Source organism: Polymorphospora sp. NPDC051019 (assembly GCF_040683055.1).
Classification (GTDB): Bacteria; Actinomycetota; Actinomycetes; order Mycobacteriales; family Micromonosporaceae; genus Polymorphospora; species Polymorphospora lycopeni.
The window spans coordinates 54,903-70,762 of sequence record NZ_JBFBCH010000018.1; the positions used below are offsets into that span (position 1 = coordinate 54,903).

A 15,860-nucleotide genomic window follows, 5' to 3' on the forward strand; every position below is an offset into this window, starting at 1 on the left:
GGTTCGGAGCCCGGCCGGACACGACCGGACACGCCCGCCGGAGCACGGCGGCCGTGCCGGTCCGGAGGTCAGACAGACGGCGTCATCTCGCCGCGCGAACCTCGCTACTCGACCCGGACGAGCCCGAGGTCCTGTGGGTCAGGGGTGAAAATCGCCTCGATGGAAACGCCGAACACCGCCGACAAGCGCATCGCGATCTTCAACGTGGGCTCGTACCGGCCGTTCTCCAGTGATACGACCGTCTGACGCGACACGTTGATCCGGTCCGCCAGCTCGGCCTGACTCCAGCGGCGCTCCGCGCGCAACACCGGAAGCCGGTTCGTGATCACTCCTCCTCACCGGCCAGCCGGCCCCACGCGAACGCGATGGTCCACACCAGGGCGGCGGCCGCAGCCGGCACCGCGGCTGTCACCCGCGGAGCCCCGACGAACGCCTCCAGTAGCGCATACCCGAACCCGGCGACCACGATCACCAGCACCGTGACCATCGACGCCCGCGTGGCATCCTGACGTTCCACGCCCTCGGTGTCACCACGCAGCAGCGCCTTCACCGTCGCCGCGACCAGCAGCACCAGACCGAGGTTCGCGGCGACCACCAGCGCCCATCCCGCCCACGGCGGCAGCGCGTCGAGCGCGTGCAACACGCCCGCCACCACCGCGCCAGCGAAGAACATCACCGTCCCGGCGACCACCGCGACCCGCTCACGCACGCTCAGACTCGTCATACCCGAGAAAGTACAGCCAGCTTGACTATATGACAAGCGCACTTATCACTTGACGGCGACGTCATGACACCCGGCCCGAGGTATGCCTGTGGAACGCGGCGGCGGGAGCACCCGGCGTGCCCCCGCCGCCGTGCCGGCCGGTCAGGCCCGGGCGAGGGCGCGGGAGATGACGACCCGCTGGATCTGGTTGGTGCCCTCGACGATCTGCAGCACCTTGGCCTCGCGCATGTAGCGCTCGACCGGGTAGTCGGCGACGTAGCCGTAGCCGCCGAGGACCTGGACCGCGTCGGTGGTGACCCGCATCGCCATGTCGGTGGCGAAGAGCTTGGCCTTGGCCGCCTCGATCGAGTACGGCCGGCCGGCGTCGCGCAGCCGGGCGGCGGCCAGGGTCAGCGCGCGGGCCGCCGACACCTGGGTCGCCATGTCGGCGAGCATGAAGCCCAGCCCCTGGAAGTCGATGATCGGCTTGCCGAACTGGGTCCGCTCCTTGGCGTACGAGGTGGCGAAGTCCAGGGCCGACTGGGCCAGCCCGACGGCGCAGGCGGCGATGCCGAGGCGCCCGGAGTCCAGCGCGGTCATCGCGATGGTGAAGCCGCCGCCCTCGGCACCGACCAGCCGGTCACCGGGCACCCGGACGCCGTCGAAGGCGATCTGCGCGACCGGCGAGCCGCGCATGCCCATCGTGCGCTCGGCCGCCAGCGGCTCGATACCGGCGGTGCCCCGGTCGGCGAGCAGGCAGGAGATGCCGGCGGCGCCGGGGCCGCCGGTGCGGCAGAAGATGTTGTAGAAGTCGGCGGAGTGGGCGTGGGTGATCCACGCCTTGGTGCCGTCGACGACCCAGTCGTCTCCGTCGCGCTTGGCGCGGGTGGTCAGCGCGGCGGCGTCCGACCCACCCTGCGGCTCCGACAGGCAGTACGCGCCGAGCAGTTCCCCGCCGAGCATGTCGGGCAGCAGCGACTTGCGCAGTTCCTCACTGCCGTACGCGGCGACCGGGTAGCAGGACAGGGTGTGCACGCTGATCGCCTCGGCGACCGTCACCCAGCGGCTGGCGAGCACCTCCAGCACCTGGAGGTAGACCTCGTACGGCTGGCCGGCGCCGCCGTACTCCTCGGGGTAGGGCAGGCCGAGCAGCCCGGAGCGGCCCAGGGTGCGCAGGACCTCGCGGGGGAACTCGCCCCGGTTCTCGAAGTCGTCGGCGCGGCCGGCGAGTTCGCGGTCGGCGAGTTCGGTGGCGAGTTCGATCAGGTCGTACGCCTCGGGGGTGGGCAGAATCCGGTCGACTGTCATGGTGCGGCAGGCTCCGTGGGGTGTCGGGCTTCCGGCGGCGTCCAGGGTGTGGACGGCGCCGACTTCCCGCAAGCTTAACGCTCGTTCGGGTAGCTGGGGAGGTACGTCACATACCGGCCTGGTGACGACCACCCGGCACCGGGACCGGCCCGGACCCCGACCGGCCGCCGCATAGGCTCTGCCGGGTGGGTATGGATTATGTACGGCTCGGCGGGACCGGCCTGAAGGTGTCCCGAATCTGCCTCGGCATGATGAGCTACGGATCGTCCGCGTGGCGGGACTGGGTACTGGAGTACGACGCCGCGCTGCCCCTGGTCCGCCGGGCGGTCGAGCTGGGCGTGACGTTCTTCGACACCGCCGACATGTACTCGCTCGGCGCGAGCGAGGAGGTCACCGGCCGGCTGCTGCGGGCCCTGTTCGCCCGCCGCGAGGACTACGTCCTGGCGACCAAGGTCTACCACCCGATGGGTGACGGCCCCAACGACCGCGGCCTGTCCCGCAAGCACATCATGGCCTCGATCGACGACTCGCTACGCCGGCTCGGCACCGACCACGTCGACCTCTACCAGATCCACCGCTGGGACCCCGACACCCCGATCGAGGAGACGATGTCGGCGCTGCACGACGTCGTACGCGCCGGCAAGGCCCGCTACCTGGGCGCGTCGAGCATGTACGCCTGGCAGTTCGCCAAGGCCCAGCAGGTCGCCCGCGAGCACGGCTGGACCCCGTTCGTGTCGATGCAGCCGCACTACAACCTGGTCTACCGGGAGGAGGAGCGGGAGATGCTGCCGCTCTGCCTCGACCAGGGCGTCGGGGTCATCCCGTGGAGCCCGCTGGCGCGCGGCGTGCTGGCCGGCACCCGGGCCCGGGGCGGTGCCCGGCACACCACCCGGGCCCGCAGCGACACCCTCGCCGACGCCCTGTACGCCGAGGCCGACTTCGCCGTCGTCGACGCGCTGACCGCGGTCGCCGCCCGGCGCGGGCTGCCGCCGGCACAGGTCGCGCTGGCCTGGCTGCTGCGCCGGCCGGCGGTCACCGCGCCGATCGTCGGGGTGACCAAGCCGGGCCAGATCGACGACGCGGTGGCGGCCGTCGGCGTGGACCTGACCGACGAGGAGTGCGCGGAGTTGGAGGCACCGTACGTGCCGCACCCGGTCCTCGGCCACTGAGGCACCGCCGGCCACCGGTCGCCGTCGCGGGTCGGGGTGCGGGCCGGCGGCGGGTCGGGGCGGGACCGGCCGGGCCGGCTGTGCCAGGCTGTCCGGGTGAACGACGCCCGCCCCCTGCTGCTGGTCGACTCGCCGAGCCTGTACTTCCGCGCCTACTTCGGCATCCCCGAATCCGCCGCCAAGGCCGCCGACGGCACCCCGGTCAACGCCGTCCGGGGCTTCCTGGACATGCTGGCGACCCTGATCCGCACCCGGCGACCTGACCGGGTGGTGTGCGCGCTCGACCACGACTGGCGGCCGGCGTGGCGGGTGGCGCTGCTGCCGACGTACAAGGCGCACCGGGTGGCGCCGGCCGGTGGCGAGGTCGTCCCCGACACCCTGGTCCCCCAGGTGCCGCTGATCCTCGACATCCTGGCGGCGATCGGCATCCCCGCCGTCGGCGCCGACGGCTACGAGGCCGACGACGTGCTCGGCACGCTCGCCACCGGCCAGCCGGGGCCGGTCGAGGTGGCCTCCGGCGACCGCGACATGATCCAGCTCGTCGACGACGCCCGGGGCGTACGGGTGCTCTACTGCGGCCGGGGCGTGGCGAAGCTGGAGGATCTCGACGACGCGGCCGTACGCGCCAGGTACGGCGTGCCGGCGGCCGGGTACGCCGACTTCGCCGCGCTGCGCGGCGACCCGAGCGACGGCCTGCCGGGGGTGGCCGGCGTCGGCGAGAAGACCGCCGCCCGCCTGGTCGAGCGGTACGGCGACCTGGACGGCATCCTCGCCGCGCTGGACGACCCGGCGTCGGGTTTCGCGCCGGGGCTGCGCGGCAAGCTGCTCGCCGCCCGTGACTACCTGGCGGTGGCACCGAAGGTGGTCCGGGTGGCCCTCGACGTGCCGTTGCCGGACCTGGTCACCGACCTGCCTCGCGGGCCGGTCGACCCGGACCGGCTGCTGGCGACGGCGCAGCGGTGGAACCTCGCCGGCCCGTGCCGGCGCCTGGTCGACGCGATCGCCGAACGCTGACCGCCACCGGGCCGGTCACCCGGTCTCGGGCCGATGGCCGGCCGGCCCGGTGGCGGTCGGTGGGGCCGCACCGTACGGCGGCCGGCCCGGGAGTACCGCGCCGGCCGCCGGGGTCAGCGCGGGCGGTTGAAGCGGCCGGCGTCGGTGACCCGCAGCCCCGTCCTCGCCGGTGTCGGCGCCGGTGCGGCCGCCGTTTCGCGGTCGGCGATCTGCGCCTCGAGAAAGGCCAGGCCGGCCCGGTCCTCGTCGGTCGACGCGGCGACCAGCGCGTACGCCAGCCCGACGGCCACCACGATCACGGCGAAGACGATCGGCACGATCAGCGTCGCGGCGGTCACCCCGCCCAGCCGGCTGGGCGTGCCGTGCAGGTGGGCCGACATCGAGAACATTCCGGTGAAGTGCATCCCGTTCACCGCCAGGCCCATGACCAGCGCGGACACCACGATCACCGCCGGCCGGCGGACCCGTACGGCCATCCACAGCGCCACCGTGGCCGCGGCGATCGCGATCCCGACCGAGACCCCGACGAGGAGCGGGTCGTATTCGATGCGGCCGTTGAGCCGCATCGCCGCCATCCCGGTGTAGTGCATCGCGGCCACCCCCAGCCCGGTCAGCACACCTCCGGTCACGATCTTGACGGCCGTGGGACGGCCGAGTCCGACGATGAACAGGCCGATCGCGACGAAGACGATCGCGAGGACCGCGCTCGCCACGGTCAGCCCGATGTCGTAGCGGATCTGGGTGCCGGAGACCCGGAAGCCCAGCATCGCCATGAAGTGCATCGTCCAGATGGACGTACCGCCGATCCCCCAGGCGGCCAGGACCAGCCACCAGGTCCGGCGGCCGGTTGTGGGCGCGTCCCGCAGCCGGACCGTGCAGACCAGCCCGAGCATCGCTCCCATCACCGACAGTACATAGCTGAGAACGGGTGTCACCCACCCGTACCCGAAATGATCTATTTCCCCCACCACTCGCCCCCTTGGTCCCACGGACGGGACTATCCGCAGTTCAGAAGGGATAATCCGGAATACGAGCGGTCCTCACAATGAGACGACAGGGCGGTTTTCACCCCGGACGGTGGAGCCGGCATGCCGCCCCGGCCGAGGCCGAGGCGGCTACTCCGCGTGATGTGAGAGGTGTTCAGGCAGTCGGCAGATAGCCGAGAATGCCGCGGTTGATCGCCGTAATGGACTGCCTGGCCGTGGCCCGCACCCGGGCCGAGGCACCGCCGGCCGTCGACAGCTGGCCGAGCAGATCGACGACCTGACGCGCCCACCGGACGAAGTCGCCGGCCGGCATCTCGCCGTCCAGGTTGGTGCCGCTGGCCAGCACCTTCGCCAGCGCCTCACCCCGGGCCCACCGGTAGATGGGCCACGCGAACCCCAGATCCGGGTCTCGGGTCGCCTCCAGGCCCCGGGCCGCCTCGTCGGCCTCCAGTTCGGCCCACATCTTCAGGGTCGCGTCGACCGCGTCGGTGACCGCCCCGCGGGGCAGCGACGCCCGCTCGTCGGAGTCACGGCGGGACTCGTAGACCACGACCGACACCGCGGCGGCCAGCTCGGCCGGGTCGAGCCCGTCCCACACCCCGCGCCGCAGGCACTCGGCGACCAGCAGATCCGCCTCGGTCCAGATCCGGGCCAGCATCCGGCCGGCGTCGGTCATCTCCCCCTCGGCGGTCAGGTAGCCGCGCGCGGTCAGCATGCCGACCACCCGGTCGAACGTACGCGCCAGCGAGCCGGTCCGGCCGGCCACCCGCTGCCGCAGCTCGTCGGTGTCGCGTTCCAGCCGCCGGCGCCGCTCCGCCCACCGGGCGTGCTCCTCGCGCTCCTCGCAGGCGTGGCACGGGTGCCGCCGCAACTGCGCCCGCAACTGGGTGAGCTGGTGGTCCTCGCCGCTGGCCCGCGACCGCCCGCCACGCCGTCCGGCGTGCCGGTCCAGGCCGGTACCGCTGATCGCCGCCGCCAGGTCCCGGCGGGCGGCCGGCGACCGGTGGTTGAAGTGCTTGGGCACCCGCAGCCGGGTCAGCACCTCGGCCGGGGCGGTGAAGTCGCCGACGGTGACCCGTCCGGCCCACCGGTCCTGCGTCAGGACCAGCGGCCGGGGCTCGCCGAAACCACCGGTGCCCGGTTCGAGCACGACGGCCAGCCCGGCCCGCCGCCCCGACGGGATCCGGATCACGTCGCCGACCCGCAACCGCTCCAGCGACGCGACCGCCGCCGCCTTACGCTGCGTCTGCCCCTGCCGGGCCAGGGCCCGTTCCCGGTCGCCGATCGCCACCCGCAGCGCGAAGTACTCGTCGAAGTCGCCGTGCTCGCACTGCGTCTCGACGCCGTACGCCTCCATCGTCTCGACGTTGCGCTGCACCTGCCGGGCCAGGCCGACCACCGAGCGGTCGGCCTGGAACTGCGCGAACGACGACTCCAGCAGCGTCCGGGCCGGCGCCGCGCCGACCGAGCCGACCAGGTTCACCGCCATGTTGTACGACGGCCGGAAGCTGGACCGCAGCGGATACGTACGCGTCGACGCCAGCCCCGCGACGTGCCGGGGGTCGACCTCCGGCGACCAGACGACGACGGCGTGCCCCTCGACGTCGATGCCGCGCCGGCCGGCCCGCCCGGTGAGCTGGGTGTACTCCCCCGGCGTCAGCTCGACGTGCGCCTCGCCGTTGAACTTGACCAGCCGTTCCAGCACCACGCACCGGGCCGGCATGTTGATGCCCAGGGCCAGCGTCTCGGTGGCGAAGACCGCCTTGACCAGCCCCCGGACGAACAGCTCCTCGACGACCTCCTTGAACGCCGGCAGCATCCCGGCGTGGTGGGCGGCCAGTCCGCGCTCCAGCCCGTCGAGCCACTCCCAGTAGCCGAGCACCGACAGGTCCTCGCCGGGGATGGCGGTGATCTTCTCCTCGACCACCTGGCGGATCTCGGCCCGCTCGTCGGGGCTGGTCAGCCGCAGCCCGGCGGCCAGGCACTGCTGCACGGCGGCGTCGCAGCCGGCCCGGCTGAAGATGAACAGGATGGCCGGCAGCAGCCCCTCGCGGTCGAGCCGCTCGACGACCTCGGAACGCAGCGGGCCACGCCAGCGCGGCCCGCGCCCCCCGGAGCGGCCCCAGCCGGGGCCGTGGGTACGCCCGTCGCCCAGTTCCAGCCGGCGCATCTGCTCCCGGCTGTAGCGCAGCAGTTCCGGGTGCACGTCGTGCTTGCGGGCCGCGTCGGCGTCGTGGAACAGGTCGAACATCCGGCGCCCGACCAGCATGTGCTGCCACAGCGGGACCGGCCGGTGCTCGCTGACCACGACCTCGGTCTCACCGCGTACGGTGACCAGCCAGTCGGCGAACTCCTCGGCGTTGGAGACGGTGGCCGACAGCGACACCAGCGTCACCGAGTCCGGCAGGTGGATGATCACCTCTTCCCAGACCGCGCCCCGGAACCGGTCGGCGAGGTAGTGCACCTCGTCCATGACCACGTAGGCCAGCCCCTCCAGCGTGCTGGAGCCGGCGTAGAGCATGTTGCGCAGCACCTCGGTGGTCATCACCACCACCGGCGCGTCGCCGTTGATCGCGTTGTCGCCGGTCAGCAGGCCGACCCGCTCGGCACCGTACCGGTCGACCAGGTCGTGGTACTTCTGGTTCGACAGCGCCTTGATCGGCGTGGTGTAGAAGCACTTGCGCGGCACCGACCGCCCCGGTGGGGCCTGCCCGGCGGGCGCGGCGCCCGAGGCGCCCTCTCCGGCGGTCAGATTCCCGACCGCCGACGGCGGCACGACCGGCCCGGCCGGGCCGACGGCCGACGGCCGCGCAGTGCCGGCCCGCAGCGCCAGGTGCACCGCGAACTCGCCGACCACGGTCTTTCCGGCGCCGGTCGGCGCGCACACCAGCACGCCGCTGCCGCGCTCCAGCGCCTCGCACGCCTCACGCTGGAACTCGTCCAGGTCGAAGCCGAGTTCCGGAACGAACTCGTCCAGGGCCGGATATGCGCGGGCCTGTGCGGCCCGGCGGCGCGCCGCGGCATACCGCTCGGCTGGGCTCGACATACCACCAAGATTAGTGCGTCATGCCCCGACACTCGCGGTGGGCCGCCGACCACGGCCGGTGTGAGCGCGCTCGGTAAGGTGCACGGCGTGCCGGACCATCCCCAACCGCCCAGTCCTCGCCACGCCAGCGGACCCGCGACGGCCGCCCCGGCGACACCCCCGCGCCGACCGGTCGAAGCCGTCCTGTTCGACTTCCACGGAACGCTCGCCCAGGTCGAGGACCCGGTCGCCTGGGTACGCGCCGGCGCGCGGGAATGCGGCGTCGAACTCGACCGGGGCCGCGCCACCGTGCTCGCCGACCGGCTGGTGACGGCCGGCCGGGCCGGCGGCCCGCTGCCGCACCGGGTGCCGCCCCACCTGGCCGAGGTGTGGGCCGACCGCGACCTCTACGAGCACGCCCACCGGTCCGCCTACACCGGGCTGGCCGCCACCGTCGACTCGGGCGTGGACGGGCTCGCCGAGGCCCTCTACGACCGGCTGCTGCGTCCCGACGGCTGGCTGCTGTACTCCGACACCGCCGCGACCCTGCGGGCGCTGCGCGACGCGTCGGTGCCGGTGGCACTGGTCAGCAACATCGGCTTCGACGTCCGGCCGCTGTTCGAGGCGTGGGGGCTGGCCGACCTGGTCGACGCCTTCGTGCTGTCGTACGAGGTCGGGCGCTGCAAACCCGATCCGGCGATCTTCCACCGGGCGTGCGGGATGCTGCGGGTCGATCCGGAGCGGGTCCTCATGGTCGGCGACACCCCGGCCGACGCCGGGGCGGTCCGGGCCGGCTGCGCGGTGCTGGTGCTGCCGGCCGCCGACCCCGGACGGGCCAACGGCCTGGCCGCCGTCCTGGACCTGGCGGTCACCGACCGCTGACCCGCCCCCGAGGAGTTTTCGCCGCCGCGGGCCGGGGTAGCCCCTTCCCGGGAGATCAGGAGGGGCGGTGGACGATAATGCGGCACAGGCCGGCGATCCGGCGCGACGGGAGGACCGGGCGGCCGCCCGCCACACGCCCGGAGGCGACGTGAGCGACGCGTTCCCGCCGATCGACTCGTACGCCTTCCTGTCCGACACCCACACCGCGGCGCTGGTCGCGCCGGACGGCGCGGTCGAGTGGTTCTGCGTGCCGCGGTTCGACGGCGACGCCGTCTTCGCCCGGCTGCTCGACCGCCGGGCCGGCGGCGCCTTCGAGTTGCGGGTCGACGGCGCCGACGCCCCCGACCGCCGCTACCTGCCGGACACACTGGTGCTCCAGACCCGGCACACGGCGCCGGACGGGGTCGCCGTCGGACACGACTTCCTCGCCGCCACGACCGGCCACCCCGACCGCCCGGTCCGCGCCCGGCACGTCCTGGTCCGTCACGTCAGCGTGGAAAGCGGCACGGTGCGGTTGCGGGTCCGGCTCGACGTACGGGCCGACCACGGCGCCCGGCCGGCGGGCTGGCAGCGCCACGGCGACCGGTGGCGGGCGGCGGGCACACCGCTGTGGCTGTCCACCGACCTGCCGCTGCGGACCGACGGCACCACCCTCACCGCCGACCTGGAACTGACCGCCGGCGACGGGGCCACCCTGCTGCTCGGCTACGGCGAACCGCCCGCCCCGGCCGATGCCGCCAGCCTGCTCGACGAGACCGTCGGCACCTGGCGGGACTGGTCGGCCCGCAGCGACTACGCCGGGTACGGCGCCGACCTGGTCCGGCACAGCGCCCTGGTGCTGCGGGGGCTGTCGTTCGACCGGACCGGGGCGCTGCTGGCCGCCCCGACCACCTCGCTGCCGGAGGAGATCGGCGGCGTACGCAACTGGGACTACCGCTACACCTGGCACCGCGACGCCGCGCTGCTGCTGCTCGCCCTCTTCCGGCTCGGCCACCACGAGGAGGGCGGGCGCTACCTGCGCTTCCTGATCGACGTCTGCCAGGCGCCGGCCGGGACCCTGCACCCGCTGGTCGGCATCGGCGGCGAGACGACCAGCGACGACGAGCGGATCCTGACCCACCTCGGCGGCTACGCCGGCTCCCGGCCGGTCCGCGTCGGCAACGGCGCCGCCGAACAGGTGCAGTTCGACACGTACGGGCACGTGCTGGACGCGGCGCTGGCCTTCCACGAGCTGACCGGTGACCTCGCCGCCGACCAGTGGGGTTCGCTGCGCCGGCACGTGGAGACGATCGCCCGGCGGTGGCGCGAACCCGACCACGGCGTCTGGGAGATCCGGGCACCGCGCCAGCAGTACGTCTACTCCAAGGTGATGTCGTGGGTCTGCCTGGACCGCGGCATCCGGCTCGCCGGCCTGCTCGGCGACGCGACGGCACCGGTCGACGCGTGGCGGCGCGAGGCCGCGGACCTGCACGCGCAGGTCCTCGACCGCGGCTACGATCCGCAGGTCGGCGGCTTCGTCCTGGCGTACGGGTCGACCGAACTGGACGCCGCGCTGCTGCGTATCCCGCTGGTCGGCTTCCTGCCCGGCGACGACCCGCGGATGCTGTCCACGATCGACCGGATCCAGGAACGGCTGGCCATCGGCCCGGGACTGGTCCGGCGCTACACCGCCGACGACGGGCTGCCCGGCGAGGAGGGCGCGTTCCTGCTCTGCTGTTTCGAACTGGTCTCGGCGCTGGTGCTGGCGCACCGGCACGACGCCGCCCGCGAGATCTTCGAACGGCTCGCCGGGGCCGCCGGCCCGCTCGGCCTGTACGCCGAACAACTCGCCGCCGACGGCACCGCGCTCGGCAACTACCCGCAGGCGTTCACCCACCTGGCGTTGATCGAGGCGGCCGTCAACCTGGACGCCGCGCAGGAGCGCGACGCCCTGCACGCCTGGGCCGAACGCGGCGGGCGGCGCGGCTGAGACCTCACCGCAGCAGCCGTACGGCGGCCGGGACCGCGGTCACCGTGACCGGCAGGCGGCCGGCCCGCTCCCCGTCGGCGTAGCCGACGATGCCGTCGGCGGCCAGTTCGACGGTCGCCGCCCGGTACGTGCGCACCATCGGGTGGGTGACGTGGGTGCCGCTGTAGAGCCGGGGTTTGACGCGGACCAGCGTGGTCCGGCTAACCGGGCCGACCACGACGACGTCGAGCAGCCCGTCGGTCGGGTCGGCGCCTGGGCACATCCGCATCCCGCCGCCGTAGCTGGCGCAGTTGCCGACCGCCACCAGGACCGCGTCGACGTGCCGTTCGGCGCCGTCGAGCACCAGCCGGTAGCGCCTGGCCCGCAGCCGGGCCAGCTCGACCAGGATCGCGATGTCGTAGCGCAGCGGGCCGCGCGGCCAGCGCATCCGGTTGGCGCGCTCGTTGACGACGGCGTCGAAGCCGGCGGCGAGCACCGCGCCGAACCAGCGGACCGTGCCGTCGGCGGTCGTCATCCGGGCCAGGTCGACAGGGCTGCCGCGGCCGGCGCGCAAGGCGGCGGCGATGGCGCCGGCGGCGGCGAGCGGCTCGGTGGGAAAGCCGGTGTCGGCGGCGAAGTCGTTGCCGGTGCCGGCCGGCACCGGCCCGAACGGCACGCCGGTGCCGGCGACCGCCTGGAGCGCCTGGTGGACGGTGCCGTCGCCGCCGACGGCGACGAGCCCGGCGACGCCGTCGGCGACCGCGGCGTGGCACCGGGCCAGGGCCTGTTCGGGGGTACGGGCGTCGAGCACCGCCAGCGGCCGGCCGGCGGCGGCCAGCCGGTCGAGTATGTCGGGCAGCAGCCCGCTGTGCCGGGACCGTCCGGCGGTGGGGTTGACCAGGACCGCCAGCGGCCGGTCGGGTTCGGACGGTGGCGGACCGGCGGGCCCGGCGCCGGAGGGTTGATCGTCAGCGGTCACGGCGAGCACCGTACCGCCCCGCCCTCCGGCGGCGGGTCCGTCAGGTCATGTCGTCGTAGCGGCTCTGGATCGGCTTGGGCGCCTCGACCGGGGTCACCGTCTCGGCCCGGCTGCCCGCCTCGACCGGCTCCGGGTCGTGGCTCAGCGGCGACACCTCGTCGTCGGCGATCCCGGCGTAGATCTCCTTGCCGCGGCCCTTGCGCTTGTCGTTGAGGAACGCCACCCCGACCGCCATGAAGTACAGCGCGCACAGGCAGATCGCCAGGGCGGTCATGCCGAACGGGTCGGGGGTCGGCGTGACGATCGCGGAGAACAGGAAGAACACGAACACCGCGACCCGCCACCAGCTCAGCAGCCGCTTGGCGCTGGCGACCCCGACGAAGTTGAGCATCAGGACCAGCAGCGGGAACTCGAACGCCACCCCGAAGATCAGGATCATGTTGGTGACGAACGCGATGTAGCGGGTGACCTCGAGCTGGGTGTCGAGCCCGGTGACACCGGACTCGAGCAGGAACGCCAGGCCCTTGTCGACGACGAAGTACGCCAGTCCGGCGCCGGCCGCGAACAGCGGCGCCGCGATCGCCGCGAACGCGTACGCGTAGCGGCGCTCGTTGCGGTGCAGGCCGGGCGCGATGAACGCCCACAACTGGTAGAGCCACACCGGGGCGGCCACGATCAGGCCGACCCACAGCGCGATCTTCAGCTTGAGCAGGAACCCGTCGGCCGGGCCGAGCTGCGTCATCGGGCAACTGCCGTCGGCCTTGGTGATCCCCGGCAGGTTGCAGTAGGGCTCCTTGAGCAGGTCGAACACCGGGTCGGCGAGCCAGAAGCCGACGATGAAGCCGAGCACGATGGCGATCGAGGCGCGGAACAGCCGGTCCCGCAACTCGCGGATGTGGTCGACGAGCGTCATCGAGCCGTCCGCGGCCTGCTGGAACTTGCTGGGACCGCGGCGGCGAGGCAGTGCTAGGCGCACGGCGGTGGGGCTAGATGGTGTCGCGGTGCCGCTGCACCGGGTCCACGACCTGTCCCTGCTGCGCGGCCGGCGGCTGCTGGGCCGCGTTCGGCGGCAGCGGCTGGCGGGCGGCCTGCGCGTCGGCCTTCTCGGCGAGGTCCTTGTCGTCGTCGGCGAGCTGCTTCGTCTCGGCCTTCATGATCCGCAGAGACCGACCGAGCGAACGGGCCGCGTCGGGAAGACGCTTGGCGCCGAAGAGCAGGATCAGCACCACCACGAGTACAGCGATATGCCACGGCTTGAGGGCGCCCATGGAAACTCCAGTTGGTTCTGTCGGTCTCGGCTGGTCGAGCCCCATCGTACGTCCGTAGACGGCAGTCGCCACCCGCCAGGTCTATTACGGTTCTGCCTGGTCGGTGAAGTTTCGACCAACTACTCGGGCCGCGTCAACCCGTCGACGAGCTTAACCGTGCGCGCCGGGCCGTCCCGTCGCGCACGGACAGTGAGCAGGCTGCCCGGAGCGGGCCGACGAGGGCCTGGAATCACTTGCCGCGCCGGGCCTGGATGACCTCCATGCGACGCTGGGTGACCTCGAGCTTCTCCTGAAGTTTCTCGATCCGGTCCTGCAGGTCGACCGCGGTGTGCTGCAGCGACGCGACCTCGGCCTGCCGGCTCTGCAACGTCAGCGCCGCCCGCTGCAACCCCGGCAGCCGGCCGAGCAGCGGCCGTACGGCCAGGAACAGGACGAGCAGTGCGAACAGCACCACCCCGAGCACGATCCACTTCACCACGCCGGTCAGCCTAGTGGGTCGCGACCGCCTTCGCCGGGCGCGGCACGGCCGGCGGCGCGGCGTCCACCACGAACCCGGGCCCGCTCTCGTACGGCACCGCGTAGGCGTCCAGCGCCGACTGGGCCACGTCACGGACCTGGGCGACCAGTTCCGGCGGGCTGACCACGGTCGCCTCCGGGCCGAGCCCGAGCACGAACCGGCGGGCCCAGTCCAGGTCGCTGACCCGCAGCGACACCAGCCACTCGTCGCCGTCGCCGGGCCGGACCTGCTCGCACGGGTAGTACTCGGTGATCCACCGGCCGGCCCGACCGACGCGTACGGTCACCAGCGGCAGTTCCGGGGTCGGCTGGAACACCCCGGCGGTGAGGTCGTGCGGCTGCGCCTGCGGCGGCGCCACCGCCGGTTCGTCGAGTTCGGTCAGCGCGTCGATCCGGTCGGCGCGGAACAGCCGGACCGCCTCGGCCCGCCGGCACCACGCCTCGAGGTAGGCGTGGCCGCCGACCATCAGCATCCGCATCGGGTCGACGACCCGCTCGGACGTCTCGTCGCGGGTCGCCGTGTAGTAGGTGATCCGCAGCGCCCGGCCCCGCTCGACCGCGCCGCGCAGCGTGTCGGCCCGGTCGCCGTCGCCGGGCATGCGTACGGCCACCGGGGCGCCGCCGAGGTCGCCGGCCGCGCTCTCGATCTTGGCCAGGGCGCGCTCGATCGCGTCACGGTTGGCCATCCCAGGAGTCTCGGCGAGCATCCGCAGCGCCACCACCAGTGCCAGCGCCTCGTCGGGGGTGAGCCGCAGCGGGCGGTCGATGCCGGCGTCGTAGGTGATGGTGACCGTGTCGCCGTCGAACGCCATGTCGATCAGGTCGCCGGGTCCGTAGCCGGGCAGCCCGCACACCCACAGCAGTTCCAGGTCCTCCCGGAGCTGCCGCTCGGTGACGCCGAGGTCGGCGGCCGCCTCGGCGACCTCGATGCCGGGCCGGGCCAGCAGGTAGGGCACCAGGTTGAGCAGCCGGGCCAGCCGGTCGGCCGACGGCCGGGGCCCGGAGGGGCGGGCCGGGGAGGAGGTGGTCATCGAAGCGCTCCCGCCGTCGCCGCCTCGTGCCGGGCGGCGATCTCCTTGAGTCGTTGCACAACGGCCTCGCGTACCTCGGGCGGTTCCAGGACCCGTACGTCGGCACCGTAGCCGACCAGCGCGCCGGCAAGCCGCTCCGGGTCGGCGTACGGCAGCACGAGCACGTCGCCGGCCGGACCGGTCTCCGTCTCCTGTGCCCAGCGGCGCAGCCCGGCGGCCCGGCCCGGCCGCACCAGCACGCGGGCCCGCCCGGTCCGCTCCACCGGCCCGGACCAGCGGGCCACGTGGCTGATCAGGTCGACCCCGGCCGGCGGCGTGAACGCGCCCGGCCGGCCGGTGGCCTTGACCGCGCCGACGATGCGCGACAGCCGGAAGCAACGGGTGGCGTCGCGGTCGACGTCGTGGCCGACCACGTACCACCGGCCCCGCCAGCAGACCACGCCCCACGGCTGCAGCTTGCGGGTGCTGGCCGCGTCGTTCTCCGGGATCCGGTAGTCGAAGGTGACCGTGCGCCGGTCGCGGGCGGCGGCGGTCAGCGGGGCGAACGTCGGGTCGACGGTGACGACCGGCTCGACACCGAGCGTGGCCTGCGGGTCGACGTCGATGCCGGCGGCCCGCAGCTTCGCCAGCCCGGACGACGCCGCGGCGGCCAGCCCGGCGTGCTGCCACAGCCGGGCGGCGATGCCGACGGCGGCGGCCTCGTCGGGTTCGAGCGGGATCTCCGGCAGGGCGTACTCGCGCTGCGCGATCCGGTAGCCGGGCTCGGTGTCGAAGGCGCTGGCGGTGCCGGTCTCCAGCGGCACACCGAGATCACGCAGTTCGGCCTTGTCCCGTTCGAACTTGCGCTGGAACGCCTCGTGGTCGCGGGCGTCCTCGGGGTCGTGCTCGTAGCCGGGCACGGTGGCGGCGATCTGGGCGGCGGTCAGGAACCGGCGCGTCGACAGCAGGCAGATGACCAGGTTGACCAGGCGTTCGGTGCGGGTCCGGGACACGCCCCAGACGCTAGCAGTGTCCGTACGCGTGTGCGTACA

The 15,860-nt window shown here is 73.6% G+C and carries 15 protein-coding genes; 4 read left to right on the forward strand and 11 right to left on the reverse strand.

Annotated elements, in window-relative coordinates:
- Positions 1 to 104: 104 nt before the first annotated feature.
- The 3 genes from AB0M79_RS26795 to AB0M79_RS26805 form a co-directional block, all read right to left on the reverse strand.
- Positions 105 to 326, reverse strand: a complete 222-nt coding sequence (locus AB0M79_RS26795) for a helix-turn-helix transcriptional regulator (protein WP_364218712.1) — start codon at positions 324 to 326, stop codon at positions 105 to 107.
- Positions 326 to 724 carry a hypothetical protein gene (locus tag AB0M79_RS26800; RefSeq protein WP_364218535.1) on the reverse strand — a complete coding sequence of 133 codons (399 nt, stop codon included), beginning with the start codon at positions 722 to 724 and terminating at the stop codon, positions 326 to 328. Before AB0M79_RS26800 ends, AB0M79_RS26795 begins: the two co-directional genes overlap by 1 nt.
- 141 nt (positions 725 to 865) lie before the next feature.
- On the reverse strand, positions 866 to 2,011 hold the full coding sequence (locus AB0M79_RS26805) for an acyl-CoA dehydrogenase family protein (protein ID WP_364218537.1): 1,146 nt from the start codon (positions 2,009 to 2,011) through the stop codon (positions 866 to 868).
- A 191-nt stretch (positions 2,012 to 2,202) separates the two neighbouring features.
- On the opposite strand from AB0M79_RS26805, the gene AB0M79_RS26810 reads away from it, so the two are divergent.
- On the forward strand, positions 2,203 to 3,180 hold the full coding sequence (locus AB0M79_RS26810; RefSeq protein WP_364218714.1) for an aldo/keto reductase: 978 nt from the start codon (positions 2,203 to 2,205) through the stop codon (positions 3,178 to 3,180).
- Positions 3,181 to 3,276: 96 nt separating this feature from the next.
- A complete protein-coding gene (locus AB0M79_RS26815) occupies positions 3,277 to 4,194 on the forward strand; it encodes a 5'-3' exonuclease (RefSeq protein WP_364218539.1) in 918 nt (305 codons plus the stop codon).
- A gap of 113 nt (positions 4,195 to 4,307) precedes the next feature.
- Here AB0M79_RS26815 and AB0M79_RS26820 read toward each other — a convergent pair whose 3' ends face one another.
- Positions 4,308 to 5,096, reverse strand: a complete 789-nt coding sequence (locus AB0M79_RS26820; RefSeq protein ID WP_364218541.1) for an MHYT domain-containing protein — start codon at positions 5,094 to 5,096, stop codon at positions 4,308 to 4,310.
- A gap of 238 nt (positions 5,097 to 5,334) precedes the next feature.
- Entirely contained in the window at positions 5,335 to 8,226 is a 2,892-nt protein-coding gene (locus AB0M79_RS26825; RefSeq protein WP_364218543.1) for a DEAD/DEAH box helicase, read from the reverse strand.
- 60 nt (positions 8,227 to 8,286) lie between these two features.
- Here AB0M79_RS26825 and AB0M79_RS26830 point away from each other — a divergent pair, with 60 nt between their 5' ends.
- Together AB0M79_RS26830 and AB0M79_RS26835 are read left to right on the forward strand one after the other, a co-directional pair.
- Positions 8,287 to 9,087 carry an HAD family hydrolase gene (locus tag AB0M79_RS26830; RefSeq protein ID WP_364218545.1) on the forward strand — a complete coding sequence of 267 codons (801 nt, stop codon included), beginning with the start codon at positions 8,287 to 8,289 and terminating at the stop codon, positions 9,085 to 9,087.
- A 67-nt stretch (positions 9,088 to 9,154) separates the two neighbouring features.
- Positions 9,155 to 11,056 carry a glycoside hydrolase family 15 protein gene (locus AB0M79_RS26835; protein WP_364218547.1) on the forward strand — a complete coding sequence of 634 codons (1,902 nt, stop codon included), beginning with the start codon at positions 9,155 to 9,157 and terminating at the stop codon, positions 11,054 to 11,056.
- Positions 11,057 to 11,060: 4 nt separating this feature from the next.
- Here AB0M79_RS26835 and AB0M79_RS26840 read toward each other — a convergent pair whose 3' ends face one another.
- The 6 genes from AB0M79_RS26840 to AB0M79_RS26865 all read right to left on the reverse strand — a co-directional run bounded on the left by AB0M79_RS26840 (position 11,061) and on the right by AB0M79_RS26865 (position 15,821).
- The gene (locus tag AB0M79_RS26840; protein WP_364218716.1) at positions 11,061 to 11,945 is read right to left on the reverse strand and encodes a diacylglycerol kinase family protein; all 885 of its coding nucleotides are present in this window, start codon (positions 11,943 to 11,945) and stop codon (positions 11,061 to 11,063) included.
- A gap of 109 nt (positions 11,946 to 12,054) precedes the next feature.
- Positions 12,055 to 12,990 carry a twin-arginine translocase subunit TatC gene (gene tatC, locus AB0M79_RS26845; protein WP_364218549.1) on the reverse strand — a complete coding sequence of 312 codons (936 nt, stop codon included), beginning with the start codon at positions 12,988 to 12,990 and terminating at the stop codon, positions 12,055 to 12,057.
- A gap of 10 nt (positions 12,991 to 13,000) precedes the next feature.
- The gene (tatA, locus tag AB0M79_RS26850; RefSeq protein ID WP_357541500.1) at positions 13,001 to 13,282 is read right to left on the reverse strand and encodes a Sec-independent protein translocase subunit TatA; all 282 of its coding nucleotides are present in this window, start codon (positions 13,280 to 13,282) and stop codon (positions 13,001 to 13,003) included.
- A 229-nt stretch (positions 13,283 to 13,511) separates the two neighbouring features.
- Positions 13,512 to 13,760, reverse strand: a complete 249-nt coding sequence (locus AB0M79_RS26855) for a hypothetical protein (protein ID WP_364218552.1) — start codon at positions 13,758 to 13,760, stop codon at positions 13,512 to 13,514.
- A gap of 10 nt (positions 13,761 to 13,770) precedes the next feature.
- The gene (locus AB0M79_RS26860) at positions 13,771 to 14,829 is read right to left on the reverse strand and encodes a YafY family protein (protein ID WP_364218554.1); all 1,059 of its coding nucleotides are present in this window, start codon (positions 14,827 to 14,829) and stop codon (positions 13,771 to 13,773) included.
- Positions 14,826 to 15,821 (reverse strand): WYL domain-containing protein, encoded by a 996-nt coding sequence (locus AB0M79_RS26865; RefSeq protein ID WP_357541494.1) that lies wholly within the window; start codon positions 15,819 to 15,821, stop codon positions 14,826 to 14,828. The genes AB0M79_RS26860 and AB0M79_RS26865 overlap by 4 nt, the downstream gene beginning before the upstream one ends.
- Positions 15,822 to 15,860 lie beyond the last annotated feature (39 nt).